Annotated in this window: 20 protein-coding genes; 12 read left to right on the forward strand and 8 right to left on the reverse strand. The window is 55.9% G+C overall.

The window, feature by feature from the left end; translation table 11 throughout:
• Nucleotides 1–13 precede the first annotated feature (13 nt).
• The gene (locus Poly41_RS19405; RefSeq protein WP_146528392.1) at nucleotides 14–847 is read right to left on the reverse strand and encodes a putative RNA methyltransferase; all 834 of its coding nucleotides are present in this window, start codon (nucleotides 845–847) and stop codon (nucleotides 14–16) included.
• Between the two features lie 86 nt (nucleotides 848–933).
• On the opposite strand from Poly41_RS19405, the gene lepA reads away from it, so the two are divergent.
• The 4 genes from lepA (at nucleotide 934) to Poly41_RS19425 (ending at nucleotide 7,100) form a co-directional block, all read left to right on the forward strand.
• Nucleotides 934–2,730: a translation elongation factor 4 gene (lepA, locus tag Poly41_RS19410; RefSeq protein WP_146528393.1), complete on the forward strand. Its 1,797-nt coding sequence runs from the start codon at nucleotides 934–936 to the stop codon at nucleotides 2,728–2,730.
• 97 nt (nucleotides 2,731–2,827) lie between these two features.
• Nucleotides 2,828–4,312, forward strand: a complete 1,485-nt coding sequence (guaB, locus tag Poly41_RS19415; RefSeq protein ID WP_146528583.1) for an IMP dehydrogenase — start codon at nucleotides 2,828–2,830, stop codon at nucleotides 4,310–4,312.
• Between the two features lie 7 nt (nucleotides 4,313–4,319).
• Nucleotides 4,320–5,921: a hypothetical protein gene (locus Poly41_RS19420; protein WP_146528394.1), complete on the forward strand. Its 1,602-nt coding sequence runs from the start codon at nucleotides 4,320–4,322 to the stop codon at nucleotides 5,919–5,921.
• 27 nt (nucleotides 5,922–5,948) lie between these two features.
• A complete protein-coding gene (locus Poly41_RS19425) occupies nucleotides 5,949–7,100 on the forward strand; it encodes a M20 family metallopeptidase (RefSeq protein ID WP_146528395.1) in 1,152 nt (383 codons plus the stop codon).
• Between the two features lie 74 nt (nucleotides 7,101–7,174).
• On the opposite strand, the gene rplL is transcribed toward Poly41_RS19425, so the two are convergent.
• The 3 genes from rplL to rplA all read right to left on the reverse strand — a co-directional run bounded on the left by rplL (nucleotide 7,175) and on the right by rplA (nucleotide 8,944).
• The gene (gene rplL, locus Poly41_RS19430) at nucleotides 7,175–7,588 is read right to left on the reverse strand and encodes a 50S ribosomal protein L7/L12 (protein WP_146528396.1); all 414 of its coding nucleotides are present in this window, start codon (nucleotides 7,586–7,588) and stop codon (nucleotides 7,175–7,177) included.
• 58 nt (nucleotides 7,589–7,646) lie between these two features.
• Nucleotides 7,647–8,171, reverse strand: a complete 525-nt coding sequence (rplJ, locus tag Poly41_RS19435) for a 50S ribosomal protein L10 (protein WP_146528397.1) — start codon at nucleotides 8,169–8,171, stop codon at nucleotides 7,647–7,649.
• Between the two features lie 95 nt (nucleotides 8,172–8,266).
• Nucleotides 8,267–8,944: a 50S ribosomal protein L1 gene (gene rplA / locus Poly41_RS19440; RefSeq protein WP_146528398.1), complete on the reverse strand. Its 678-nt coding sequence runs from the start codon at nucleotides 8,942–8,944 to the stop codon at nucleotides 8,267–8,269.
• A 280-nt stretch (nucleotides 8,945–9,224) separates the two neighbouring features.
• Here rplA and Poly41_RS19445 point away from each other — a divergent pair, with 280 nt between their 5' ends.
• The 3 genes from Poly41_RS19445 (at nucleotide 9,225) to recJ (ending at nucleotide 11,764) form a co-directional block, all read left to right on the forward strand.
• Entirely contained in the window at nucleotides 9,225–9,557 is a 333-nt protein-coding gene (locus Poly41_RS19445) for an FMN-binding protein (protein ID WP_146528399.1), read from the forward strand.
• 176 nt (nucleotides 9,558–9,733) lie between these two features.
• Nucleotides 9,734–9,901 carry a 50S ribosomal protein L33 gene (gene rpmG / locus Poly41_RS19450; protein ID WP_146528400.1) on the forward strand — a complete coding sequence of 56 codons (168 nt, stop codon included), beginning with the start codon at nucleotides 9,734–9,736 and terminating at the stop codon, nucleotides 9,899–9,901.
• 69 nt (nucleotides 9,902–9,970) lie between these two features.
• Nucleotides 9,971–11,764 (forward strand): single-stranded-DNA-specific exonuclease RecJ, encoded by a 1,794-nt coding sequence (gene recJ, locus Poly41_RS19455; RefSeq protein WP_146528401.1) that lies wholly within the window; start codon nucleotides 9,971–9,973, stop codon nucleotides 11,762–11,764.
• 52 nt (nucleotides 11,765–11,816) lie between these two features.
• Here the strand turns inward: recJ and Poly41_RS19460 are convergent, their stop codons facing one another.
• Nucleotides 11,817–12,920 (reverse strand): Gfo/Idh/MocA family protein, encoded by a 1,104-nt coding sequence (locus tag Poly41_RS19460; protein ID WP_146528402.1) that lies wholly within the window; start codon nucleotides 12,918–12,920, stop codon nucleotides 11,817–11,819.
• Between the two features lie 173 nt (nucleotides 12,921–13,093).
• Between Poly41_RS19460 and Poly41_RS19465 the strand changes: the two genes are divergently transcribed.
• Both Poly41_RS19465 and Poly41_RS19470 read left to right on the forward strand, forming a co-directional pair.
• Nucleotides 13,094–14,494 carry a Gfo/Idh/MocA family protein gene (locus Poly41_RS19465; protein WP_231615784.1) on the forward strand — a complete coding sequence of 467 codons (1,401 nt, stop codon included), beginning with the start codon at nucleotides 13,094–13,096 and terminating at the stop codon, nucleotides 14,492–14,494.
• 22 nt (nucleotides 14,495–14,516) lie between these two features.
• Nucleotides 14,517–15,359 carry a sugar phosphate isomerase/epimerase family protein gene (locus Poly41_RS19470; RefSeq protein ID WP_146528403.1) on the forward strand — a complete coding sequence of 281 codons (843 nt, stop codon included), beginning with the start codon at nucleotides 14,517–14,519 and terminating at the stop codon, nucleotides 15,357–15,359.
• An 8-nt stretch (nucleotides 15,360–15,367) separates the two neighbouring features.
• On the opposite strand, the gene Poly41_RS19475 is transcribed toward Poly41_RS19470, so the two are convergent.
• Together Poly41_RS19475 and Poly41_RS19480 are read right to left on the reverse strand one after the other, a co-directional pair.
• Nucleotides 15,368–15,670 carry a DUF202 domain-containing protein gene (locus Poly41_RS19475; protein WP_146528404.1) on the reverse strand — a complete coding sequence of 101 codons (303 nt, stop codon included), beginning with the start codon at nucleotides 15,668–15,670 and terminating at the stop codon, nucleotides 15,368–15,370.
• Nucleotides 15,671–15,673: 3 nt separating this feature from the next.
• On the reverse strand, nucleotides 15,674–19,315 hold the full coding sequence (locus Poly41_RS19480; RefSeq protein WP_146528405.1) for an FHA domain-containing protein: 3,642 nt from the start codon (nucleotides 19,313–19,315) through the stop codon (nucleotides 15,674–15,676).
• A gap of 735 nt (nucleotides 19,316–20,050) precedes the next feature.
• On the opposite strand from Poly41_RS19480, the gene Poly41_RS19485 reads away from it, so the two are divergent.
• Entirely contained in the window at nucleotides 20,051–20,464 is a 414-nt protein-coding gene (locus Poly41_RS19485; RefSeq protein ID WP_146528406.1) for a TraR/DksA family transcriptional regulator, read from the forward strand.
• Between the two features lie 558 nt (nucleotides 20,465–21,022).
• The gene (locus Poly41_RS19490; RefSeq protein ID WP_146528585.1) at nucleotides 21,023–22,024 is read left to right on the forward strand and encodes a S1C family serine protease; all 1,002 of its coding nucleotides are present in this window, start codon (nucleotides 21,023–21,025) and stop codon (nucleotides 22,022–22,024) included.
• 91 nt (nucleotides 22,025–22,115) lie between these two features.
• On the opposite strand, the gene Poly41_RS19495 is transcribed toward Poly41_RS19490, so the two are convergent.
• Nucleotides 22,116–23,276, reverse strand: a complete 1,161-nt coding sequence (locus Poly41_RS19495) for a DegT/DnrJ/EryC1/StrS family aminotransferase (protein ID WP_146528407.1) — start codon at nucleotides 23,274–23,276, stop codon at nucleotides 22,116–22,118.
• Between the two features lie 14 nt (nucleotides 23,277–23,290).
• On the opposite strand from Poly41_RS19495, the gene Poly41_RS34210 reads away from it, so the two are divergent.
• Nucleotides 23,291–23,428: a hypothetical protein gene (locus Poly41_RS34210; RefSeq protein WP_197231459.1), complete on the forward strand. Its 138-nt coding sequence runs from the start codon at nucleotides 23,291–23,293 to the stop codon at nucleotides 23,426–23,428.

A 23,428-nucleotide genomic window follows, 5' to 3' on the forward strand; every position in this document is an offset into this window, starting at 1 on the left:
ACCGCGTGGATCTCTAAACGTGCCGTAAAAGGAGGAGGTCGGCTGACATCGTCACCTCCGTTGCGGTCATCGATTCAAGGCTATTCTGCTGGGAATGCCGAGCGCCGCGGTACGTCATCGCCAGTGCGTCGGCAATCGCATCCGGCAGCAATTCGGCGCGGTGTTCCCAACGCTTGTGCTCGGCGAGTTCTAACCCAGCCTCGGCCATTTCCTCTGCAACCCGCTCCCAACGACTGCGGCGATGGCCGGCTTTCTGTACCTGTTGACGGAGTTCGATCAAGTCATCTTCTGCGGGTACGGCAACGATGCAAAAACCGTTGGGGCAGAGCACCCGACTGATTTCCGAGGCGGGACGACGTCCAAAAAGCGAAACCACACGATCGACCGACCGGTCGGAGGTGGGCAAACATCGATCGGCATTGGCCAAGACCCAAGTTCCCGCTGGCCAACGCCTTGCGGCAAGCTTGATGGCCCGTTTGGAAAGGTCGATCCCGCAATACCCGGCGGATTCCTTCGAAAAGAGTGCCGGTCCAAAGGAGCCTTCGCCGCAACCAAGATCGAGCGTTCGGGGGGGGGGCTCGGCATCCCGCTGGGTTGTTCGCTCAACCCAAGGCTGGATCGATTCGATCAGCCCCGACGCGTACCCGCGTGCAAGCCAGCGATGCCGGGCTAAGACCGCGGTATCGGAATCCCCAGGATTCTTCGACTTGCGGTCTTGAGGTTGCAGCAAGTTCCAATACCCTTCCTTGGCCTGGTCAAAATGATGTCCCGAGGCGCAAGTCAGCGAATGGTCACGCCGCTCAAGACGTTCCGAGCAGCGGCGAACGGTGCAGCGAAGTTCGAACATGATTCGAAACCCTGTTGGTTACCGGTGTCTTTCACTAGAATCTCGAGCCGAGCAGGTCCAACTCATTTTTGACAAGATATTTAGGTATGAAACAGATCCGGAATTTTTGCATTATCGCCCACATCGACCATGGCAAATCGACGCTGGCCGATCGGTTGATCCAAGCATGCGGGGGTGTGACACAGCGCGAGTTCCATGATCAGATGCTCGATTCGATGGAGATCGAGCGTGAACGGGGCATCACCATCAAAAGCAATACCGTGACGCTTTTCTACCGTGCTGCGGATGGAAAAGACTACCAGTTGAATCTGATTGATACACCCGGCCATGTCGATTTTTCTCATGAGGTTCGGCGTTCGTTGATGGCATGCGAGGGAGCCTTGATGGTGGTTGATGCATCCCAAGGGGTCGAGGCCCAAACGGTGGCCAACCTGTACTTGGCGATGGAGTATGATCTCGAACTCGTGCCCGTCATCAACAAAATTGACTTGCCCGCTGCGGATGTCGAGCGAGTGCGTGAAGAAATTGATGCCGATTTGGGCCTGGATCCGTTTGCCGCGATTCCGGTTTCGGCCAAGACAGGCGAAGGGATCGAGAACGTGCTGGAGGGGATCGTCAAACATCTGCCTTGTCCTCAAGGTGACCCGAACGCTCCGCTGAAAGCCTTGGTCTTTGACGCTCACTTTGACAAGTATCGAGGGGTGATTTTGCAAGTCCGCGTCATGGATGGCACGTTAAAGCCTCGCGATACGATACGGTTCATGCATGCGGAACGTGAGTACAAAGTGGATGAGTTGGGCTACAACCAATTCAAATTGAATCCCAAAGATCGATTGGTCGCTGGGGAGGTGGGTTACATCGTCGCGGGGGTCAAGAGCGTCCAAGATATCGAGATCGGTGATACGATCACCCTGCTCGACCATCCAGCCACCGAACCCATTCCCGGCTATCAACCGGCGAAGCAAGTCGTCTTTTCGTCGGTCTACCCCATGAGCACCGATGAGTATCAAGATTTGACCAAGGCGCTCGAAAAGCTATCGATCAATGATGCGGCGTTGACTTACGAAAAAGACAGCTCCGCGGCGCTCGGGTTTGGCTTTCGATGTGGATTTCTCGGGCTGCTGCATCTTGATGTGATCCAAGAACGGTTGGAACGCGAATTCGATCTCGGCTTGGTCATCTCGGCTCCTTCGGTGAAGTACAAGTTGTCACTCAAAGATGGCACGACGATCGATGTGGATAACCCAAGCTACTGGCCCGATCCGACCAACGTCGACTCGTCCACCGAACCGTACATCCGTGCCTCGATCTTGACGCCGGAGGAATACGTGGGGCCGGTGATGGAGTTGTGTCGCGAACATCGCTCGGAAAGCCAGACGATGAATTATTTGTCGGCGGGACGGGTGGAAGTGACAAGCGAAATGCCGCTGGGTGAAGTCCTTTTCGACTTTTACGGAAAACTCAAGATGATCACCCGTGGCTACGGATCCTTCGACTACGTGCCGATTGAGTATCGAAAGACCGATGTGGTCAAGGTTGATATTCTTGTCAACAAAGAACCGATCGATGCACTTGCCTACCTCGTCCATCGTGATAAAGCGCGAACGCGCGCTTTGCACTACTGCGAGCAGCTTGCGGAAGCGATTCCGCGTCACCAGTTCAAAATCCCCATCCAAGGGGCGATTGGCGGCACCATCATCGCTCGGGCGACGATTCAGCCGTTTCGCAAAGACGTCACCGCAAAACTCTATGGCGGCGACGTGACGCGAAAGAAAAAACTGCTGGAAAAACAGAAGAAAGGTAAAGCGAAGATGAAACAGTTCGGCAGCGTCAACATCCCGCAAAAAGCATTCGTTTCGGTCCTTCGCGCCGAAAAGGATTAGCGTCCCGGCTACTCTAAACCGCCTCGCTCGGGCATAATTGCTGGCTTTTCCAGACTCAACGCACTGGCTCCGCAGCCACGATTGATAGGTGAGGCGAATAATGGACGATAAACTTGGGATGATGGGGGTGACCTTTGACGACGTGTTGCTGCTCCCGCGATTCAGCGAAGTGGTGCCGAGCGAGGTCGACGTCACCAGTCGGTTGACCAACCGCATCACGCTGCAAATCCCCCTTCTTTCCTCGCCCATGGATACCGTCACCGAATCGGAGATGGCGATCGCTCTCGCCAAGGAGGGGGGGATTGGGATCGTCCACAAGAATTTATCCCCCCGTAGCCAGACTCAGCAGGTGCTGAAGGTCAAACGGTCGGCGAACGGCATTATCGTGGACCCGGTGACACTGCCGCCCGAAGAAAAAGTGGGCCGAGCTGCGGAATTGATGGACCAGGCAAACGTTTCAGGGATCCCGATCGTCCAGGCAGATCGGACACTTGCGGGGATTTTGACCCGGCGTGACCTTCGCTTCCTAGAAGACCCAGATCTCCCCGTTTCCGAGGTCATGACTCATGAAAACCTTGTGACAGCTGTAGGGAATGTAACGCTTGAGGAAGCTGAGAAGATTTTAACGGCAAAAAGGATCGAGAAACTTCTCCTGATTGACGAAGATAGAAGACTGACGGGGTTAATAACGATTCGTGACATCGACATGATGAAGCGCTTCCCACGTGCTTGCAAAGACCCACAAGGGCGATTGCGGGTCGGAGCGGCGATCGGAGTCGGCGATTTTGATCGAGCAGAAAGCTTGATTCGACAAGGCGTCGATTTGTTGGTGGTCGACTCGGCTCACGGGCACAGTCGGAATGTGATTGAAACCGTCCGAGAAATTAAACAGCAAAGTGAATGGGACATTGATGTCGTGGCGGGAAATGTCGCCACGGGCGAAGCGACGCGTGAACTGATCGAGGCAGGTGCCGATGCTGTCAAAGTTGGCATCGGACCTGGATCGATTTGTACCACGCGAGTGATCAGCGGCGTCGGTGTTCCTCAGATCACAGCGATCCTTGAAGCGGTCAAGGTCGCCGAGGAACGAAACATACCCATCATCGCAGACGGCGGGATTCGCTTTAGCGGTGATGTAACCAAGGCCATTGCGGCCGGGGCCAGCACGGTGATGATCGGCAGTTTGTTTGCCGGACTGACCGAAAGCCCTGGCAAGATGATTTTGTACCAAGGACGGACCTTTAAGTCTTACCGCGGGATGGGATCGATCGGCGCGATGGGAAAAGGAAGTAGTGATCGGTATCGGCAAAAAGGCACTCCGACGGACAAGCTTGTTCCCGAAGGTGTCGAAGGCCGCGTACCGTTCAAAGGTCCGCTCAGCGATTACGTTTACCAATTGGTGGGCGGATTACGAGCGGGAATGGGATATGTCGGAACACGGACGATAGACGAATTGCGTCGGGATGCGAAGTTTATTCGCGTTTCGGCAGCGACGGTTAGGGAGAACCACCCGCATGACATTGCGATTACCCAAGAATCACCGAATTACAGTCCAGAAGTGCAGTCTGGCGAAACGCTCTAGGATTGGCATGGTTTTGCTGATCGCAGGGACTAGTTTCTGCGGTCTGACGAAACCATCGGCTGCGTGGGGGCAACAGCCACCTGCGCTTCGGCCCGTCCCCAAAATGGGTTTCGAATCGGCTGCCCGAGCAACGCAGCAACACGATCCACAACACGACGGTTGGGATTTGAAGTGGCGAAGAAGCGGCAATCTAACGTCGCCAAAGAGCGATTCGGTCGATCACGTCTTGGCCGGCCGAGATCCGTTCGCAGATGCGGGTACTTCATCCGAATCCGACGCGTTGATTCGAAAGCCGCGTGTCGCGCCGGTGGCTTACGCGGAAAAGCAATTGGTGGTTGCCAGTGGCCCGGTGGCTCAGACTGCCTGGACGCAGCCTCAGCAGAGCGACGGTTTTCAATTGCCAGCGCCCGCAGCTTCAGGGAATCCGCCAAACACAGCCTTGCCGGTCGGTCCACAAGGATCAATGCGTGGTGAGACCGATTTTTTCAACAACCCGTTCGGCGAAGGTAGCAGCGGGCGTCAAGTGGCCCCTTCGCTGAATCCAAACCAAGGCATCGCGGATCCGGCGCGGGCGACCGAACAACGATCCATGAACGAGTTGCGCAGCGGTATCGGTGGCAACTTGTCACCGCCAACGCAACTTCAACCGTTGCCCAAGCCCATTGAAGATGGGCCTTCGCTAGGCGACATGATGCGTGAACAGCCCCCCAAGCCGCGAGGCCGCGAGCAGGGGCTGGAAACTCTTCCCGATCCACGAGATGAACCATCCGGCTCGGCTTCGGACCGTCCGGAACCCTACGAGAATCCGTGGGATTCGGTTCGCGATCGGAATCAAGTCCGTGATGACGAGCGAATGGCAGCCGGCGGTGCCGACTCGGAGGGTGCAGGCATTTACGGTAGCGGTGAAGACCAGTTAAAGCCCGATATGGGATTGACCTGCGACGATTTTCGCGACCGCATTGCGGCGCAAACCATCGACAAAGTCTCGCTCGACATCAGTCCTCCGTTTCGGCCAGACTTAATCAGCGAGGCGGAGTACCAGAAGTCGAAGGCTGATTTTGACGAGGGCCAAATCGATCGTCAGTGGCGTTCGATTGACGGTCGTTCGCTTGCCAAGGGCCGGTTGGTCGACTTGGCCTACGAGAAAGCCGTGATCACAACCAGCTATGGTACGACCGAGGAGGTCCCGATCAACGAGCTGAGCGAACCCGACTTGGCATACATTTCCGAGAATTGGGGGCTGCCCAAGGAATGCTTGATCGAACAAGTTGTCTACACACCGCGATCCTGGCAGCCAATGACCATGACTTGGGCGGCATCGAATTTGTGCCACAAACCGCTGTACTTCGAAGATGTCAACTTGGAGCGATACGGTCACACTCACGGTCCGCTGTGGGAGCCCGTGGTATCTTCGGCACACTTTTTTGTAAACATCGCGGTATTGCCGTATAAGATGGGAGTGCATTCTCCGCATGAATGCCAATACGCACTGGGGTATTACCGCCCAGGCAACTGTGCCCCGTGGATCAAACCGCCCGTGCCGATCAGCGTGCGTGGTGGGTTGACTCAGGCGGCCGTGATGACCGGAGCGTTTTGGTTGGTCCCTTAATGAACTCTCTGCGAACAGCAATCAGCGATGTCACCTGCAATCGAGCTACTAAAGCCACTGGTCGCCTATCCATCGGTCAGTTCGAGCAGTAACGTTGCCTTGACTGGTTTTGTTGCGGCGCAGCTTCAAACGCTGGGCTTCGATGTCGAGATCACAACGTACCGCGATCCAGCGGGGATCGAAAAGGCGAATTTGGTTGGTAAGCGATTGCCGCCAGACGGCTGTACCGATGGTGGACTTGCCTATTGCTGTCACACCGATGTGGTTCCGGCGATGCGGTGGTCGGGGCCGGGCGGTGATCCGTTTCAAGCAGTGATTCAGGATGATCGGGTCTATGGTCGGGGCACCTGTGACATGAAGGGATCCTTAGCTGCGATGCTAGCGGCGGTTTCACAAATTCCTACGGAAAGCCAATCGCTTCCAATCTGGATCCTTTGTACGGCGGACGAAGAGGTCGGATTCGATGGGGCGAAGCATTTGGTCCGCCTATCGGCCGCGTACCGTGAAATCGTGGCTGCACAGCCCGTTGCCATTATCGGCGAACCCACCGAATTGGGCGTTGTCCATGCCCACAAAGGGATCGTCGGTTTTCGGATCCGCAGTTACGGTCGCGCTGCCCACAGCAGCACCGCGGACGGGATCAACGCCAACGTGGCGATGGTTCCCATGTTGCAGAAAATCGCCGAGCTGAATGCTCGAACCCTCAGCGATGCACGATACCACGACCACCGATTCGATCCGCCGACATTATCGTGGAACTTTGGGTTCACCGACCACGGCACTGCGATCAACGTTACTACGCCGCTGAGCGAAGCCTGGGTCAGCTTGCGAATGATGCCAGAGATCAACGGTGAAGACTTGATCGTCGAAGCGAAAGACTTTGCGACATCCTTGGGATTGGAGTTCACGCGGTTCGGCGGAGGCGAGCCGGTATGGGTGGACGCCGAAGCACCCTGCATCCAAACCATGTCCGCACTCGCGCACTGCCAACCGCGAACGGTATGCTATTCGACCGACGGGGGCCAATTCACGGAACTGCGTCAATTGTTGGTGTGTGGGCCGGGTGATATCGCGCAAGCGCACACGACGGACGAATGGATAAGCATCAAGCAACTCGACCATGGGACCGAGTTGTATCGCAAGGCGATTCAAACATGGTCCTGCAGCGAAAAACGGTAACGAACAAAAGCCCTGGCAAGGGACCTCGCCAGAGCTTTCGCTTGATTCATGTTCACGCGCTGAGAGCAATCGAACTACTTCAGTTCGACGGTTCCGCCCGCTTCTTCGACTTCGGCTTTGACCTTTTCGGCGTCTTCTTTCGACACGCCTTCTTTCAAAGTCGCGGGGCAGCTTTCGACCATCTTCTTGGCTTCCATCAGCGAAGCGCCCGTCAGGTTCTTGACGACCTTGACGACATTCAGCTTCTTGTCGCCAAAACCGGTCAAAACGACGTCAAATTCGGTTTGCTCTTCGACAGCAGCAGCGCCGCCCTCGCCAGCCGCAGGAGCCATCATGACACCGCCACCTGCAGCAGGCTCGATGCCATGCACATCCTTCAGGTAGTCGCTAAGCTCTTTTGCTTGCTTTAGGGTCATGTTAGCGATCTTGTCGCCTAGTTCTTTCGCATCGGCGCTAAATTCTGCGACTGCAGTGCCTTCTTCGGACATTTCTAATACCTCAAAAACAGTTGGTGATTTGTTACGGGAATGACTAACAAAAGAGCAACTACTCGTCGCCTTCTGAAACTTTCTTGATTTGACTGTTGAGCTTCTTACCCGGGCCGAGCAATGCGGCGGACAACTGGGCTCCAGGACCAAGGATTTGACCCACCAGCAGCGAAATCTGTTCTTCACGGCTTGGCCATTTGCTGACTTCCTTCAATTTGTCAGCGTCAAGCTTTTCGCCATCCATGACGCCGCCATTGGCGGAGAAGCTCTCGAACTTGGCGGTGTCTTTGTCAAGACGGACCAGCTCTTTGACGAGGGAGACGAAGTCCGTCGCTCCCCAGCAAACCGCAACCTGACCTTGAGTGCCCTCAAAGGCAGGTGCCAGAGACGACCCCTCGGTCGCTCGACGTGCGAGAGAATTTTTGACGACAAGGATGCGAATATCTTTCGCATCCAATTCGCCGCGAAGTTCATTGGTAGTATTGGCATCCATCCCGACATAGCTGACCAGCACGGCGTCTTCGACCCCGTCCAGCTCACGCTTGATATCGCGAGTTACCAATTCTTTGACGTATTTACTCATCGTTTGGGTTCACTTAGGTGTGATCGATTGCTTCTTTGGCATTCTTTGATAAAAGCATTGTTACCTAACAATACTTTCTGGGGACCACGCGAGCGCTACAACGCGATCCTCACACTTGGGCTCATCGTCGCACAGATCGCAACGCCTTTGACATAAGTGCCCTTGACCGATTGAGGCTTCATTCCGTTAACGAAGGAAAGGAACGCGGCAATGTTCTCGGTTAACTTAGTCGATTCGAAACTGAGTTTGCCGACCATGGCGTGGACGTTGCCACCCTTGTCGTTACGAAACTCGACCTTGCCCGCCTTATATTCGCTGACGACTTTCGCAACGTCGGGCGTCACCGTTCCCGCACGAGGACTCGGCATCAAGCCGCGAGGTCCGAGAACACGTCCAAGAGGGCCGACCAGTCCCATCATGTCGGGGGCCGCGATACAGACGTCAAAGTCGGTCCAGCCGTCTTTGATTTTCTTGGCCAGGTCATCCTGTCCGACGACGTCGGCTCCGGCTTCTTCCGCGGCCTTGGCAGCGTCACCTTTGGCAAAAACGACGACGCGTTGCGTCTTGCCGATGCCGTTGGGAAGCACAATGCTGCCACGGATAATTTGATCCGCCTGGTTCGGGTCAACACCCAAACGCATGTGAACTTCGACCGTCTGATCGAATTTAGTCGAATCGTATTTTTTGAGTGCGTCAACCGCCTCACCGAGAGGCAAAGGATTGGCGGGCTGCTTTTCGAGCGCCGCGCGATAACGCTTTGATTTCTTTCCCATATTTGTCACGACTTTCGTGTTGTCGGGTGGTTTGGCGAGTCTCACCGATCCTGAACGCTTCCGGGGTCGACGATCGACATCCGACCTGCGTCAGTGGCAAGCTCTCCCACTTGTTGGATCACATCCACGTTAAAGAGGCGTGGTAGGCCGAAGCCCTGTGAAGCGAAGAATGTCGCGAATCAAAGGTGAGTCGTCAACGCCAAACGTAGGCTGTTGGGCCACTTTTTGGTAAGATTCTTCGCAGGGCTCGGGGAAACTGCTGCAGGAAACAGGCAAAACTATGGTCGAGATCGCTCGTCACCGAGCTTTAGCACTGTTAACCGAATGCACCGGTGACGATATTTGGAGCGTGGAGCATTGCCGCGCCCATCGAGTTCCCGAGCAATGGATTGACGAATTGGCGGACAATTTTGAGTCGGGTTTCCGAGCCGATAGCCATACCATTTACTTCAAGGACAAGGTAACCAACCAATTCCGGGGCGTTCGTGATATCGATTTGGCGGTCCGTATCGCGGAGTCGCTTGGCTTGCAAGTCGATCGGGTGACCGCCGCGACGTTCAGTCGGCGAGGAATGGTGGCGGCGATCAAGCAAGCGATCATGGACGGCGATTGACGTTTTTTCTGCTGCAAAGGAGGATGGCCGAGTAAAAGGAGGCTTGTCGAAATGTGGCATCGGCTGCCATAATCCCCAGCCACGAGCAAGATGGCAAACGCAGTCAATGGATGCATCCATTTTCAAATAGTCAGAATAGACAAACGTTCAACAGCAATTTTTAGAGAGAAGACGCGATGGCAGGCCGTAGCAAGAAAAAGGCGGAGACAGTGTTCTTGGTTTGCGAAGAAACCAACGACTACAACTACACCTTGCAGCGAAAAGCAGGTGGCGAAAAGCTGCGGCTGAAGAAATATAGCCCGCGTCTTCGTAAGCACACCTGGCACGCTGAAAAGAAAAAATAGCCTCTCCCCGCATGCTACGCACTTGATCGTTTCGCGGCTTGACGTTCTCGCTACTTTTGGAGTTCAAGGATGCAGCGCCAGTGGCGGATCATTCCTCACGATACCTCTCGCGTCGAACAACTTGCGAAGACCGCGCGATTGCCCGCGGTGGTGGCACAGTTGTTGGTCAGCCGAGGTATCTATCGCGCGGAGGATGCGGCAAGCTTCTTGTGCACCAAGCTGACGAACCTGCGCGATCCCAATGAGCTGCCGGGCGTTGTTAAGGCGACGGAATTGATCGTGTCGGCGATCGATGCCAAGTTGCCGATCACGGTTTATGGCGATTACGACGCGGACGGTATGACCGGCACGGCGATTCTCGTCAATGGCCTCAGTCTTCTCGGCGCCAACGTCAGTTACCATGTTCCGAATCGACTCGAAGACGGGTACGGTTTGAATGAGGACGCGATTCGGAAATTGGCCGATCGTGGCAAGAAGATGATCATCTCGGTCGATTGTGGAGTCACCAGTCGAGCTCACGCCGATCTTTGTCGCGACCTTGGCGTGATGCTGATCATTACCGACCATCACATGATCGACGGAGAACTGCCCAAGGCTGATGCAATCGTTCATCCGCGGTTGCCAGGTACGGCTTACCCTTTTGGCGAACTCTGTGGAGCAGGTGTTGCCTTCAAGCTGGCTTGGGCGTTGTGCCAGCAGGTGTGTGGGGCAAAAAAAGTCACCGAGCCGATGCGGCGCTACTTAATGCAATCGCTGTCATTGGCAGCCATTGGAACCGTCGCGGACGTCGTCCCCTTGTTGGACGAAAACCGCGTGCTCGTCGAGCATGGGCTGCGAATGCTGCAGGCGGAACCGCTTCCTGGCTTGGCCGAATTGATGAAGGTGACCAAGCTCGACCAATCTTCGTCGCTGAGTTCCGAGAGCATTGCGTTTACCCTTGCACCCCGGCTGAACGCCGCTGGTCGATTGGGCCAAGCCCAATTGGCGGTCGAACTGTTGACGACCCCGGCTGGCGAACGGGCGGTGTCGTTAGCTGAATACATCCACCAATTGAACAGTGACCGCGACACCTTGCAGCGGAGCGTGACGCTGGCAGCGCAGAAGCAAGCTAAGGCCGAGTTCGATCCCGAATTGGACCCGGCGCTCGTGCTCTCGGGTGTCGGTTGGCATGCAGGAGTGATTGGGGTGGTGGCGGGGCGTTTAGCCGAGAAGTACGCCAAGCCCGTTTTTGTTCTGTCGCTCGATGCGACGGGCAAGAAAGAAGCGGTGGGATCCGGACGCGTTGGGGGGACCGATATTGATTTGCATGATGCTCTCAGCGAGTGTAGCGAGCGGCTGATTCGCTTTGGGGGCCATAAAGCGGCTGCGGGATTGACGATCGACGAGCAGCAGATCGATGCCTTTCGCGGCGATTTTTGTGAAGCGATCACCAAGCAATGGCAGGAGCGAGGCGTTGCACCCGAGATCGTCATCGATGCCGAAGCTTCCCTGGGGCAATTGAACCTCGAAACGGTTAAGCAAATCGAAAGGCTCGCTCCATTTGGCGCAGGCAACCCTCGGCCTGTGCTTTTCTGCGGCGATTGCGTACTTGATGAGCCCGCACGCCGCATGGGGGGCGGGGATCGTCATTTAGCCGTCAAGCTACGCCAAGGCAGCAAGACGGTTCGAGGGGTCGCCTTCGGAGCCGGCGATTGGTGCGACGCATTGAACGAAGTGGAGGGTCCCATCGAAATTGCTTATCGTCCGGTGATCAACGAGTTTCGTGGGTTCCGCAAGGTCGAGGTTCATCTCGTGGATTGGCGGGTCGCATCGTCTCGCCGCGAGGGTCGCGTCGATCAAGCAGGCCAGGCGTTGGTGTCGTAGGCTCTGCTCGGTGTTTCTTTTCGGTGTTTCTTTTCGGTATTACTTTTCGCTGCTACAACGCCACCTGCTCTCCACCACCGATCGCACTGCGCCGGCATGCATCCACGATTTGCTGAGTTTTCAGTGCCAATTCGCTGTATCGAGCGTCGACCTCGCCATCGATCGCGATTTGGCTCATTCGCCGAACCATGTTGACTTCTTGAGCATTTGATTCACCCGATGAGTATTCGTCGATCGAGTGCAGCTCGCTGCGTTGGCGGTAGTTCCACCGGCAATTGGCAACCTGCAAGTCATGAGCGTGTCTTCCCCAGTGGACTTGGCCGTCATAAAACGGCAACACGAAGTCATTGACCGACAAGTAGCCATTCGAGCCGGACACGATGGCCGTTTGTTGGTTGCCCGACAAAAAGGAGCAGTAGAATGCAGCGGACAACTCGTCGGCGAAAAACATCTCGGCGGAAAACGCCCCCGGGACTTGATGTTCTGCGTTTTTGCCGCCGATCGCCGTCAACGTTTGCGCCGACACATGGTGTGGCATCTGCAAGTCCGTCAACCAGAGGGTGAACCGAATGCAGTACCAACCGAGATCTCCGACGCAGCCGTGTGGTTCCAGCTCGCAATTTGCGCGAATGTTCGATGCTTCGAACGCATCATCACTGGGAAACGAAAAGTGTGTTTGAATCCGCCTCAGTTTTCCAATCGTGTTCGGGTCCCGCAGTTGCTGGCAGATTTCGGTGATTCGCGTCCCGTGGTCAAACATCACTCCATCCATGAACTGGACATTGGAAGCTCGGCAGGCATCCATCATCTCGGCGGCGTCTTGCGCATGGATCGCGACCGGTTTTTCGCACAAGACATGTTTGCCTGCTTCGGCGGCCGCGATGACCCATTCCTTTCGTAGCCCGGTTGGCAGAGGGACATAGACCACATCAATCTCGTCGCTATGGATCAGGTCTTCATAGCAGCCCATCGCGTTGACTGGTTCGCACTGCTGTGATTCGGCCGAGCACTCTTCGATGAACGTGTTGGCTCGATCGATCGATCGGCTCGCAACCGCCGCGACGCGACCATTGCCGCTTAACTGGATCGCTTTCCAGTTCTTTCGAGCAATCGCGGCCGTGCCCAGAAAACCCCAGCGGCAAAGTCGATCGGTCATCTCATTTCTCTCGGTGGTTTGGAATCTTGATGGCGCCTTAGCAAGTCACTTCTGTTGAGCCGCGATTATTGGTGACCCGTCAATCGCTGTCTAGCACGAGGATTCTGCAACGCAATCGGCTAAAGCCTACCACTCCAACAAATAATCCGGGCCAGGGAGTTCGAAATGCTTCAGTGGTTGATTTTGAACTTTGCGAAGCCGAGCAATCGGCTAGATTATTGAGCAGCGAATCGGACGGACCGCTGAGTTCGTTCGTTTTCCTTGCCCCCATCCATTATCCCACCATCGTCACCAGAGGACTCATGATGAATCGCCAGACCATCTCGCGCAGGCGTGTCTTGAAAAGCAGCGCTGCCACGATCGTTGGTGGATTTGCGTATCCAACCATCATTCCATCGACGGCCTTGGGTGATGCTCAGACGCCGCCGCCAAGCGAGCGGGTCACTTTGGGGCATATCGGCGTCGGCGGTCGTGGTACCTTTTTGAGAAATGCAACGCCGGTTGGAAACGGAATTCAGAGCTTGGCAGTCTCGGATTGTTATCAACAGCGACGCGACTCCGCTGCGGCGAAGATCCAAGGCGACGGTTACGCTGACTTTCGACGTATCCTTGATCGTGAGGATATCGATGGCGTGATCATTGCCACTCCCGATCATTGGCATGTCCCGATCGCATTGATGGCAGCCAAGGCGGGAAAGGATGCCTACGTCGAGAAACCGTTGGGGCTGTCCATCGAACAGGACTTGAAGTGCAAGGAAGTGTTCGATCGAGAGAAGCGAATCTTTCAATATGGCACGCAACAGCGTGAAGCGAAGCACCAACAATATGGTCGCGAGCTCGTACGAAGCGGTAAGCTGGGTTCGATCCGAGCGATCGAAGTTCAGGCTCCCAATGGAGGAAGCGGTGGATCAACCGAAGCGACCAAGGTGCCAGCAGGATTTGACTATGATCGCTGGCTCGGCCCAGCACCGGAGGCTCCCTACACGGTGGATCGCTGCAAACCATCCGGCACCTATTGGATCTATGATCAATCGATCGGCTATTTGGCGGGTTGGGGCGCGCATCCCTTGGACATTCTCGTGTGGTGCTATGACGGCGACCAAGCTGGACCGTTTACCGTCGAAGGCACCGGAGACATTCCAGCCGAGGGACTGTACGACACGGTTTTCAATTGGGAGATGACGATGCGGATGGCCGACGGCGTGAAAATAACTTTCAAGACCGGGTCGGACAGCACGAAATTCATCGGTACCGAGGGACGCTTGGAGTTGACACGCAATTCCATCCGGGCCTTCCCCGTTGGATTGGTTTCCGAGGAACTCCCTAGCAACAATCATGGCCAGAACGGGGCCAACCATATCGGCGTTTTTGCGGATTCCATCCGGTCCCGTCACCCTGCAAGCAGTCCGGTGGAAGACGCGGTGCGCTCGGATGTGATGAGCCATTTGTGTGATATTGCGGTTCGAACTGGGGAGCGGGTGACATGGGATCCCAGCCAGCAACGACTTGTTGGTGGAAGCGACCAAGCAAAGTCCATGGTCAGCCGCGAAATGCGCGCACCTTGGACGCTGTAACAAATCGAAAGGGAATTGGCAGATGAAAATAGGCGTCTTTTTATTGATTGAACCCTTTGCAAGTGTGGAGGTCCAGTTGCAGCGAGCCAAGGCGATGGGCTTCACTTGCGCGGATATCACCGACACCAATGCGGGCGGCAGTATGCTCGGCACCGCCGGTTTCTCACCCACTGTCAGTTTGGATGACAACCCGTTTGAAGTCCGTCGCATGTTTGAACGGTACGGGATCGAACCGACTGCGGTTTGTGCTCATGCGGGCCTTCTTGAACCGAGTAGCCCCGGAACCTATGGCACCGCAGAAATCATGAAAGCCATCCAGTTTGCTGCTGCGATTGGCATCAAGGATATCGTGACAACCGATACCGATCCTCGATCCGCATGGGCCAAGGGCTTGTCGCATCGGGAACAGGTGTTTGTGATGGCAGAGAAACTGTACATGCCAGTGAAGATGGCTGGCGACTACGGCGTTCGCGTCTTGCTCGAACCGCATGGTCCCATCACCGATTCCATTTCGGGCATGCAAGAAGTCTTCGACCGACTCGGCCATCCCGAGGCATTGGGTGTGAATCTGGATACGGGCAATTCATGGCTCGGGGGGGCAGACCCCGTCGAAATGGCAAAAACGTTCAAAGACAAGATCCACCACGTACATTGGAAAGACCTCGCCTCTGAGTGGGAATCGAAGCGCGGAACGCTGTACGGATGCGGATTTTCAACGATCGCTCTGGGAGAGGGCGTGATCGATATCAAGGGCGTTTGCGATGTCTTGAAGGACTGTCCGATCGATAGCTCAACGCTTGAAATCATCGGCGACGAACAGACGCTCAAGCAAAGCGTCCGGTTCCTGCGTGAATGCGGAATGTAAGCCCTTGATCAATCGTGGCGATGTAGCCGAGCGTGAAGCGACGCGAAACGAGCGATTCCGGCAAAGCCGACCGCGAGCCCTAAAACGACGAACGCCCAACCCAGAAGCCACAGAACGTCCAGGTCCGCAAAGAACTTGATTAGCGTCACACCGGTCCCCGAAACCATCAACCCGGTTCGTCCATAGGCCAACAAGGTTCGCTCATTCGCTAAGTCCGTACGGACGAGGTTCAGGTCAGGCTGACCATTCGAAGTGGACTCGCCTGGCGACGCGGATGCGTCGGAACGGGCTGGTGATGAATCGTGACACATGGATTAGGGAGCAAGATGGGAATCGTTGGCATTGGCGACCGCATCTTCCAAGTCCTCCGCATCGTCCGCTTCACCTTCTTGACCATACTGTTCCGCTGCCAAGTCGGCTTCGGCTTGCAGCAAGCGTCGCTTTGCATCGTTCATCAACAGTTGTCCTTCGCGAAGGAAGACCCCAGCAAAGACGGCGATGGACGCTGCGGCGGGATACTTCAGCCATGTTTGGATGAAGACCAGCACCAAGATGGCACAAAGAACCGCTACGCCGGCATAGACGATTTTCATCATCGCCTTGAGTTGCGTGTCGCGGGTCTGGATGCGGACGCTTCTTGAAATTGCCGTCCGAGCTGAATGATTCGCCAAATCCCTCATCGCTGATAAATTGCTGGTCTTTTCGGGAGCCAGCGAACGTGGCACCAGAGGTTCGGAGGGGTCAATGGTTTCGGGCTGGGCATCCGTCGAGTTCGGTACGTCGCCTGTATCCGTTGACGACAAGTTCGATTGTTTGCCAAGGCTGTCTGGTCTTGTCCCCTCGGCGGATGCCGCCGGTCGGGGCGCTACCGTATTGGCAGTCGTCGTGTCACCTTGCACCCGTTGTAGCAACCGATTCATGTACGCTTCAATCGAGTCGTCCTCGTCGCTCTCTCGATTGATCGCTGTGTCCGCGTCTTGAGCGGTCGCGTGCGAGTCATCCAGGGAAACTTCGTCTTCCTCTGATGCGTCTTCGTCTGTTTCCATCGATGCGTCTTCGTCGTCCGTTGCGAACGCCGCGTCATCTTCCACCGATTCACCGAGGTGATGTTGCTGTTCTTCGACTTCATCGGAATCGTCTTCATCGGAATCGTCGAACGACCATGCGCTGGTGTGATCGGTTTCGTCACTTTCGGCCTGTTGCAAATCACTCTCACGCGACGCTTCGATGTCGTGGATCAGCTGGCTGGCAAGCGAGCCGAGTTCACTGCGGTCTGGCTCGGAATGGTCATCCCCTTCACTTGATTCCGCTTCACTCCAAGGGGCCACCACATCGTTGTGGTCACTTGCCGGATACGCGGTTGGCTCGGAGTCTTCGTATTCGGCTTCCGGTGCGGAGGAATAATCCAGGGAAGGAGTTCTCCAAACGCTTTCGGACAATGCCGGCTCGTTCTCGAGTTCCGATGCAGCATCCAGATTGGCGTCGGATTCCTGTTCGACGACCGCTGCAACGTCTTCTGCCTCTATCGCTTCGAAACTTGCGGGGGTTTGCCAAGGCGAGTCTTCGACCGAATCACCGACGTCACCGCGCTCACTTTCGAGTTCCGCTTCAAGATCGCCCTCCAAATCGGTTCGGAAAGCCTCGTCGCTGCGGACTTGCTCGCTGGCAAACGCCTCGTCAGAGGGTGGTTCCTCGTCAGTGGGTGGTTCCTCGTCAGTGGGTGGTTCCTCGTCAGTGGGTGGTTCCTCGTCAGTGGGTTCGATTGCGATCGAGGCATTTTCGACGGGGGCGACTTCGACGGGTGCAACGACATTAGCGGCTTGTGGAGGAGGCTCGTTAGCCTCTTGCGGTTGGAACAAGTCTTGCTCGTCCTGCCTATCATTGTCTGGGATCTTAGCGATCGCATAAACGTCTGACCCATGCTGCTGTTCCAGTTCAGCAAGGGGTTCTGGTTCGCATCGCGCGAAGTCCTCGTTCTCGACGTCGGCTGAGCTGCTCTCATTCCTTGCCGCTGGTTCCGATACCGCTTCCACGACCGAGGCTGGCGGTTGGGAATGCATCTCGGCGACGGCTTGTTCGTACTGAGTTTGCAGCGAAGCGATTTGCTCGGTGGCCACTTCCAATTCGGTGGATAGCAACTGAAAGGTCTCGCGGCTTGGACGCGATTCCATCTCGGCAATCACTTCATCGCGTTGGGTCTCCGCACGCTGACGTTTGTACTCTTCCTGTTCTCGCTCGTCTCGGACGCGTTCACACTCGGCTTGGACCTGCTCACATTCGCTGACCGCGGCATCCCTTTGATAGCGGAATTGATCCAATTGCTCCGCCAATTGAGTGTTCGCATCCCGTAATTCTGCCAATTCTCGATTGGCGTTGGCCAACTCGATCGACAACTCTTGGACGCTATGCTGCAACTGATCGGCTTCCGCGACCCAGCTTGCGCGGTCGGCATTGTGGCATTCTTCGCCGCTGCGGATCATCCGCTCTAATTGGGATACCGATTCGCGGGCCTCGTCGTAGTTGGCTCTGAGCTGAACCGAATCGTCACTGGTACGCTGCAGGGCTTGCTGCAGGTCCTCAATTTGATCCTGCAGTGCTTGAGCAACGGAACCGCTCTCGTCGATTCTGCGTTGCTCGTCTTCACGCAACTGGCATAGCGATTCGTACTCAGCCGTTACCTCAGCGAGTCGCGTTTCGTATTGGGCGGTGATCTCGGTGAGTCTTGTTTCCGCTTCGTGCCGCTTCGCCTCGCTTCGAGCCTTTTCATCGATCGCCTCGTCGAGCGATCGTTCCAACTCGGCTTGAATGCGACGGTGCTCTTCGCGGTTGTTGGCTTCTTCTTGCTGTAGTTGTTCTTGGTTGGTCGACAACGTTTGAAGCTGTTGTTGCAATTCAGCGAATTGCTCGCGCATTCGCCCGATCGCATCGGTTGCAGCCGTTGCTTGTTCCTGTGACTGAACCAGCTGACGCGATGCATCTTCGACTTGCTGGCGATAGTGAGACTCCAATCGCTCGAATTCTGCTTCGCGTTGTGAAAACAGTTGTTCCCGGTTGAGGTTGGCTTCTTGCAAGCGTTCCACCTCAGCCGACCTGCGGCTGACTTCGTCTTGCATCGAACGGGTATTCGATTCTTGTGTCAACAAGTTGGATTCACGTTGGTGCAGATTCTCGGCACGCGTCCAGAGTTCGGTTTCTCGGCTACGGAGCTCGGATTCACGGTCGGTGCACTGCGATTCTCGTCGCTCGAAATCCTCTTGCCGGCGACGCCACTGTTCGATTTCACGACGCAACTGGTCACGCCAAATCTCGTCGTGGTACGATGATTGGACTGCGGGAGCGGGGGATTCTACCGCGGAAGATCGCGGCGGGGTATGAATTCGGTCGGCGAAGAAGCTTTCTTGGATCTTGTTATCGAGAGTGGGCTGGATCCCGCCGATCGATCCTGCTGTATCGATCGCGACATTCATATTTGTCGTGGAATCTGCGAACAAAGGTGCGTTGGAATCGATGGTTGGACTGGCCCCGGCGGGGCCGCCAAGCAGTTCAAAACGGTAGCTGCCCAATCGCATCACATCGCCGACCTTCAGCGTGACTTCTGTGGTGCGTAATGAGTTGACTTCGATAGGTACCGAATAGGCCCGTACCAGTATTCGATGAGTATCTCGGATCAACACGGCGTGCATTGGCCGAAGCGTCCGGTCGGTCAATTGGATTGAGCACCCAGGGGCACTTCCAAACGTATAGCGATTCCCCGTCAGCCTTAGTCGTCGCGTCGGCGACCCCGAATGCGTCACACGGAATTCGATCGCTAATGGCGAGGCGGCGACATTCTGAGACGATTCCGGCATCGACGGAGGCATGACAAGGGGGACTGCAAAGTGGTCATCGGAAAATGAGCCCAGTGCGAACGCATTGGTTTGAAAGGGAGCGGTCTCGCTCGTGTGGTCCGTGTTCACCGTCCATGTCCCTTGATTAAGAACCCGATTGATTCGACAGCATTCCCAAAACCAACACGTCAGGCGAGACGCCAGCGCGCATGGTCTTCCGGTTTGCGTGGTTGTGCACTTTCTCTTTTTCGGACAACACCGTTGCTCCCGGTTAGCTAAATTGCACGACCTGTGTCAAATTTGCACGCACCGCTGGATTAAAAAACGCCAAGACGGCAGCGGGGGCACCCCTCTGTGGGGCTGCTTGTGAGGCGCTTGGGCCATGTATTTCCGCAAATGTCCTATCCGCTGAGACTAGAATTTTCGGGGGTGTCGTTAGCGGAAAAGTCCGCCTAATCCTGCGTTTCTTGGCATTGAAAGAGAAAAACAAGCAGAAATCGGCATGAAAAGAGAGACATCCGAGACAAGGTTTCTATGATTGGACCGAACGGTGCCCTTAGAGAACTAGCTTGCAAGGATTGCGGCCGCAAATGTTTTTGGCGAGAACGGAATGAAATGTGCTTTAAGGCGTCCTGGACAACCCTATACAGTGATGGTGCTCGGCTGAGTGACATTCCGGTGAACTGGGAGACGCTGAAATTGAGTGTTCCTAACGCTGGATTGGGCCGCCGATCGGGTCGGGCGTTGTCCGTTGCGACGAGTTGTACAGCTAGAGAAGATTCACGTTTCATCAGTGAGTCATTGCGGGATCCGGCCGCTCAACGGCGGTGGTCCCGTGGTGCACTTTTTGTGGAGGTAACAGTAATGGCCAGAAAAGACGCGATTTTGAAGCTACGCGAAACCTTGGTGCGGCGGCGCGATGCGCTTCGACGGGCTCTGGCGGGCGACTTAAGCCTGCTGCAAGAGTTGCATCAAACCAAGACGGGGGACGTTTTGGATGCTGCTGCCGATACCGTGCAGGATGAATTGAACAGCCAATTGCTCGAAGTGGAAAGTCGCGAGCTGACCGCGATTGAGGATGCGATTGAGGCGATGAAGCGAGGCGAATACGGTAATTGCACTGATTGTGGCAAGCCGATTCCTCTGACTCGCTTGCGAGCGGTGCCCTACGCCACCGATTGCATCGGATGCCGTCGAAAATCGGAACTGTCCAGTGACGATAGCGGTGGTGCCAGTTGGAATCGCGTGTTTGACAACATGGAAGTGGACTCGGTTTAAATCACGGTCGAGGGATCGGAGTTGAGTCGGAAGCGTGGGCGTTTGTAACGGCCACGACGATTGAAGTTCCGCATCGAGCGTTACTCGTCTCCACCGGTCGGGCGATAAGTCCGGCCGTTTTTAATGCGCCAACGGTGACAATTTTGACACTTGGTCCGCGAAGGGATGCCACGCTAGCAAAACGCAAAGCTGGCCCCGCAAAGCAGACGATGCATAGAATCACGTCGTCATCCGCTCCCTGATCGATGAACGCTCCCTCTCGCATTCCCCCTTCCCGTTAGCGACGCCATGGTTTTAAGCTCCGATCAAAACCGACGTGGTCAGGTTTTCCGTTCCCTTTCGGAACGGCAAGGCCTGATCAGGCGAATCAGTGGCATGCTTCGCCGCGGTCGTTCGCGGAAACCACTACGTGGGGCTTCGATCGCATTGTGCGTTGCCTTGGCGAGTGCATCAACCGCTTCGGCGCAGTACCCGCTTGCTTCGAGCGCTGGTGCGGCGGACTCGGAGGGTCGATCGGTCAGCGTGCGACGGCCGGCGGTCGAAGAGCCGAGCCAACAGATGATTGACGCACAGCGCGAGCGTTTGTTTAACGAACTCGCTGAAGAATTCAGCATGTTCGATCGGCTGGGCAATTTGGTTCGACGCGTTTCCACCTTGGTCAAGCCGAGCGTCATTCACATCGAAGCGCACAAAACGGAGAAGAACGAGTCCTACGACGAGGCAGGCGCGGGCGTGGTCCTGCGGATTGGCAGCGACACGTGGGTGATGACCAACCGGCATGTTATTGTCGGGGCGTCGCCGAGCGAGATCTTGTTGCGAACCAGCGACGGCAAGGAGTTCCATCCGACACGCGTGCTGGCCGACTCCAGTACCGACGTGGCGGTGATGAAGGTCTCTCACATGAGTTTGCCTCCTGCGAGGATGGGCCACAGTGATGAAGCCGAGATTGGTGATTTTGTGATTGCGATCGGCAGCCCGTTTGGATTGAGCCACTCCGTCACGTTCGGTATTCTGAGCGCAAAGGGGCGGCGTGACTTATCGTTGGGAGAACAACGCATTGAGATGCAGGATTTCTTTCAAACCGATGCGGCGATCAACCCCGGCAACAGTGGCGGGCCACTTTTGAATCTTCGAGGTGAGGTGATCGCGATCAATACCGCGATCGCTAGCAGCAGTGGCGGCAGCGAAGGTATTGGGTTCGCCATTCCAATTAATATGGCGATGGAAGTGGCCGGGCAACTGGTCGAGCACGGTAAGCTTCAACGCGGCTATTTGGGCGTTACACTTGACCCCGTCTTCTCGGTCGCCGATCTTGCGGCGGCCGGTTATGCAGCCAAGGGGGGGGCACTCGTCAAGAACGTGCGACCTGGGTCGCCCGCCGAATTGGCTCATCTACAGCGAGGCGACATCATCGTTGAATTCAACTCGAAGCCGGTCGATAACGACGACCACCTTGTCGCGCAGGTGGGATTAACCCCGATTGGCAAAGAAATCCCGATGATCATTTATCGGGAGGGCAAACGTTACGGCACCAAAGTCATTCTAACGGACATGCAATGATGCGAGCCCGTTGGAGTTCCTCAGCGTGGGGCCGTTCGCTTCAACCCAAACGTCAGGCTCGAAAGCCTGACGTCGCGGTTCGGCCGATCGATTATGCCGCCGCTTTGGCGCCGGCCGCGTAGAAGCCACTGATGCAATCGACGACGCGGGACTGTTCCGCTTCGGTCAGCGATGGGAAAATTGGCAAGTTCAAGATCTCTTGGCTCGCTCGCTCGGTTTCCGCCAACGCGTCGCGGTCGAAGTCCAAATGCGTGAAGCATTCCTGCTGGTGCATCGGTACCGGATAGTAGATCTCGCTGCCGATACCGCGTTCACTCATGTAAGCTCGAAGGGCATCGCGTCGGCCCTCGCCAACACGAATCGAATACTGGTTCCAAACATGGAACGCGTTGGGATCCACCGTGGGCAAAACGACTTGATCGGCGGCCACCAAGTGGGAATCCTTCAGCAATCGCGAATAGCGTTCTGCGTTGGTTTGGCGGTCTTGAACCGCATCCGATAGGTGACGCAGCTTGACCCTCAAGACTGCCGCTTGGAACGTATCGAGACGGCTGTTGATGCCGACCACTTGGTGATAGTAGCGTGGTCGCATGCCGTGGCCCGCAAACAATCGCAATCGATCGGCAGTGCCTGCATCGGTCGCCGTCATCATGCCTCCATCACCCATCCCACCAAGATTCTTTGTTGGGTAGAAGCTGAAGCATCCAACGGATCCCCAACTGCCTGCGGGACGAGAATGGTAGGCAGCTCCAATCGCTTGAGCTGCATCTTCGATGACGGGGATGTCCCGGTCGCCGGCAATTTGGCAAATTCGGTCGATTTGCACACATTGGCCAAACAGATGCACTGGAATGATCGCACGGGTTCGACTCGTGATCGCCGCGCGAATTGCTTCGGGATCAATATTGAACGTGTCAGGACAAATGTCCGCAAAAACCGGCGTCGCGCCAAGTCGTGTGATACAGCTGACCGATGCGAAAAAAGTGAAGCTGGGTACGATCACTTCATCGCCGGGGCCGATCCCCAATGCCATCAGCGGCAGTAGCAACGCATCGCTACCGGAGGCACATCCAACCGCATTGTCGACTTGACAATACGTGGCAATTTCATTTTCGAGAGCCGTGACGTCGGGCCCAAACAGAAACCGGCCGCTGTCGACCACTTCTGTTAACGCTTCAATGAATTCTTCGCGGTGGGGGCGATTGTCGCGATTGACGTCCAGCAAGGGGACGCCGCGGCTGGCATCGGCCATAGGAGCAACCTTCCATGGTTGAGCTTGTTGAGGTGGGGCTTAAGCCGGGAACGGCTAAGCCCGGAATCGTTCGCGATCATTGGTACCTGAAGAAGAAACCGTGGGTCAAGAGCGGTATCGGGATTTGCGCCGCTAAGGGTGCGATTCAATGA

It is taken from the genome of Novipirellula artificiosorum (assembly GCF_007860135.1).
Lineage (GTDB): Bacteria > Planctomycetota > Planctomycetia > Pirellulales > Pirellulaceae > Novipirellula_A > Novipirellula_A artificiosorum.

What these genes read in the sequence shown, in the direction of transcription:
- Poly41_RS19495 (WP_146528407.1), bottom strand. Translation starts at nt 23,276, where the DNA reads ATGGCCGATGCCAGCCGCGGCGTCCCCTTGCTGGACGTCAATCGCGAC.
- Poly41_RS19485 (WP_146528406.1), top strand. Translation starts at nt 20,051, where the DNA reads ATGGCCAGAAAAGACGCGATTTTGAAGCTACGCGAAACCTTGGTGCGG.
- Poly41_RS19490 (WP_146528585.1), top strand. Translation starts at nt 21,023, where the DNA reads ATGATTGACGCACAGCGCGAGCGTTTGTTTAACGAACTCGCTGAAGAA.
- lepA (WP_146528393.1), top strand. Translation starts at nt 934, where the DNA reads ATGAAACAGATCCGGAATTTTTGCATTATCGCCCACATCGACCATGGC.
- Poly41_RS19405 (WP_146528392.1), bottom strand. Translation starts at nt 847, where the DNA reads ATGTTCGAACTTCGCTGCACCGTTCGCCGCTGCTCGGAACGTCTTGAG.
- rplA (WP_146528398.1), bottom strand. Translation starts at nt 8,944, where the DNA reads ATGGGAAAGAAATCAAAGCGTTATCGCGCGGCGCTCGAAAAGCAGCCC.
- rplJ (WP_146528397.1), bottom strand. Translation starts at nt 8,171, where the DNA reads ATGAGTAAATACGTCAAAGAATTGGTAACTCGCGATATCAAGCGTGAG.
- Poly41_RS19460 (WP_146528402.1), bottom strand. Translation starts at nt 12,920, where the DNA reads ATGACCGATCGACTTTGCCGCTGGGGTTTTCTGGGCACGGCCGCGATT.
- Poly41_RS19420 (WP_146528394.1), top strand. Translation starts at nt 4,320, where the DNA reads ATGGTTTTGCTGATCGCAGGGACTAGTTTCTGCGGTCTGACGAAACCA.
- Poly41_RS34210 (WP_197231459.1), top strand. Translation starts at nt 23,291, where the DNA reads ATGGTTGAGCTTGTTGAGGTGGGGCTTAAGCCGGGAACGGCTAAGCCC.
- Poly41_RS19470 (WP_146528403.1), top strand. Translation starts at nt 14,517, where the DNA reads ATGAAAATAGGCGTCTTTTTATTGATTGAACCCTTTGCAAGTGTGGAG.
- recJ (WP_146528401.1), top strand. Translation starts at nt 9,971, where the DNA reads ATGCAGCGCCAGTGGCGGATCATTCCTCACGATACCTCTCGCGTCGAA.
- Poly41_RS19425 (WP_146528395.1), top strand. Translation starts at nt 5,949, where the DNA reads ATGTCACCTGCAATCGAGCTACTAAAGCCACTGGTCGCCTATCCATCG.
- Poly41_RS19475 (WP_146528404.1), bottom strand. Translation starts at nt 15,670, where the DNA reads ATGTGTCACGATTCATCACCAGCCCGTTCCGACGCATCCGCGTCGCCA.
- rplL (WP_146528396.1), bottom strand. Translation starts at nt 7,588, where the DNA reads ATGTCCGAAGAAGGCACTGCAGTCGCAGAATTTAGCGCCGATGCGAAA.
- Poly41_RS19445 (WP_146528399.1), top strand. Translation starts at nt 9,225, where the DNA reads ATGGTCGAGATCGCTCGTCACCGAGCTTTAGCACTGTTAACCGAATGC.
- rpmG (WP_146528400.1), top strand. Translation starts at nt 9,734, where the DNA reads ATGGCAGGCCGTAGCAAGAAAAAGGCGGAGACAGTGTTCTTGGTTTGC.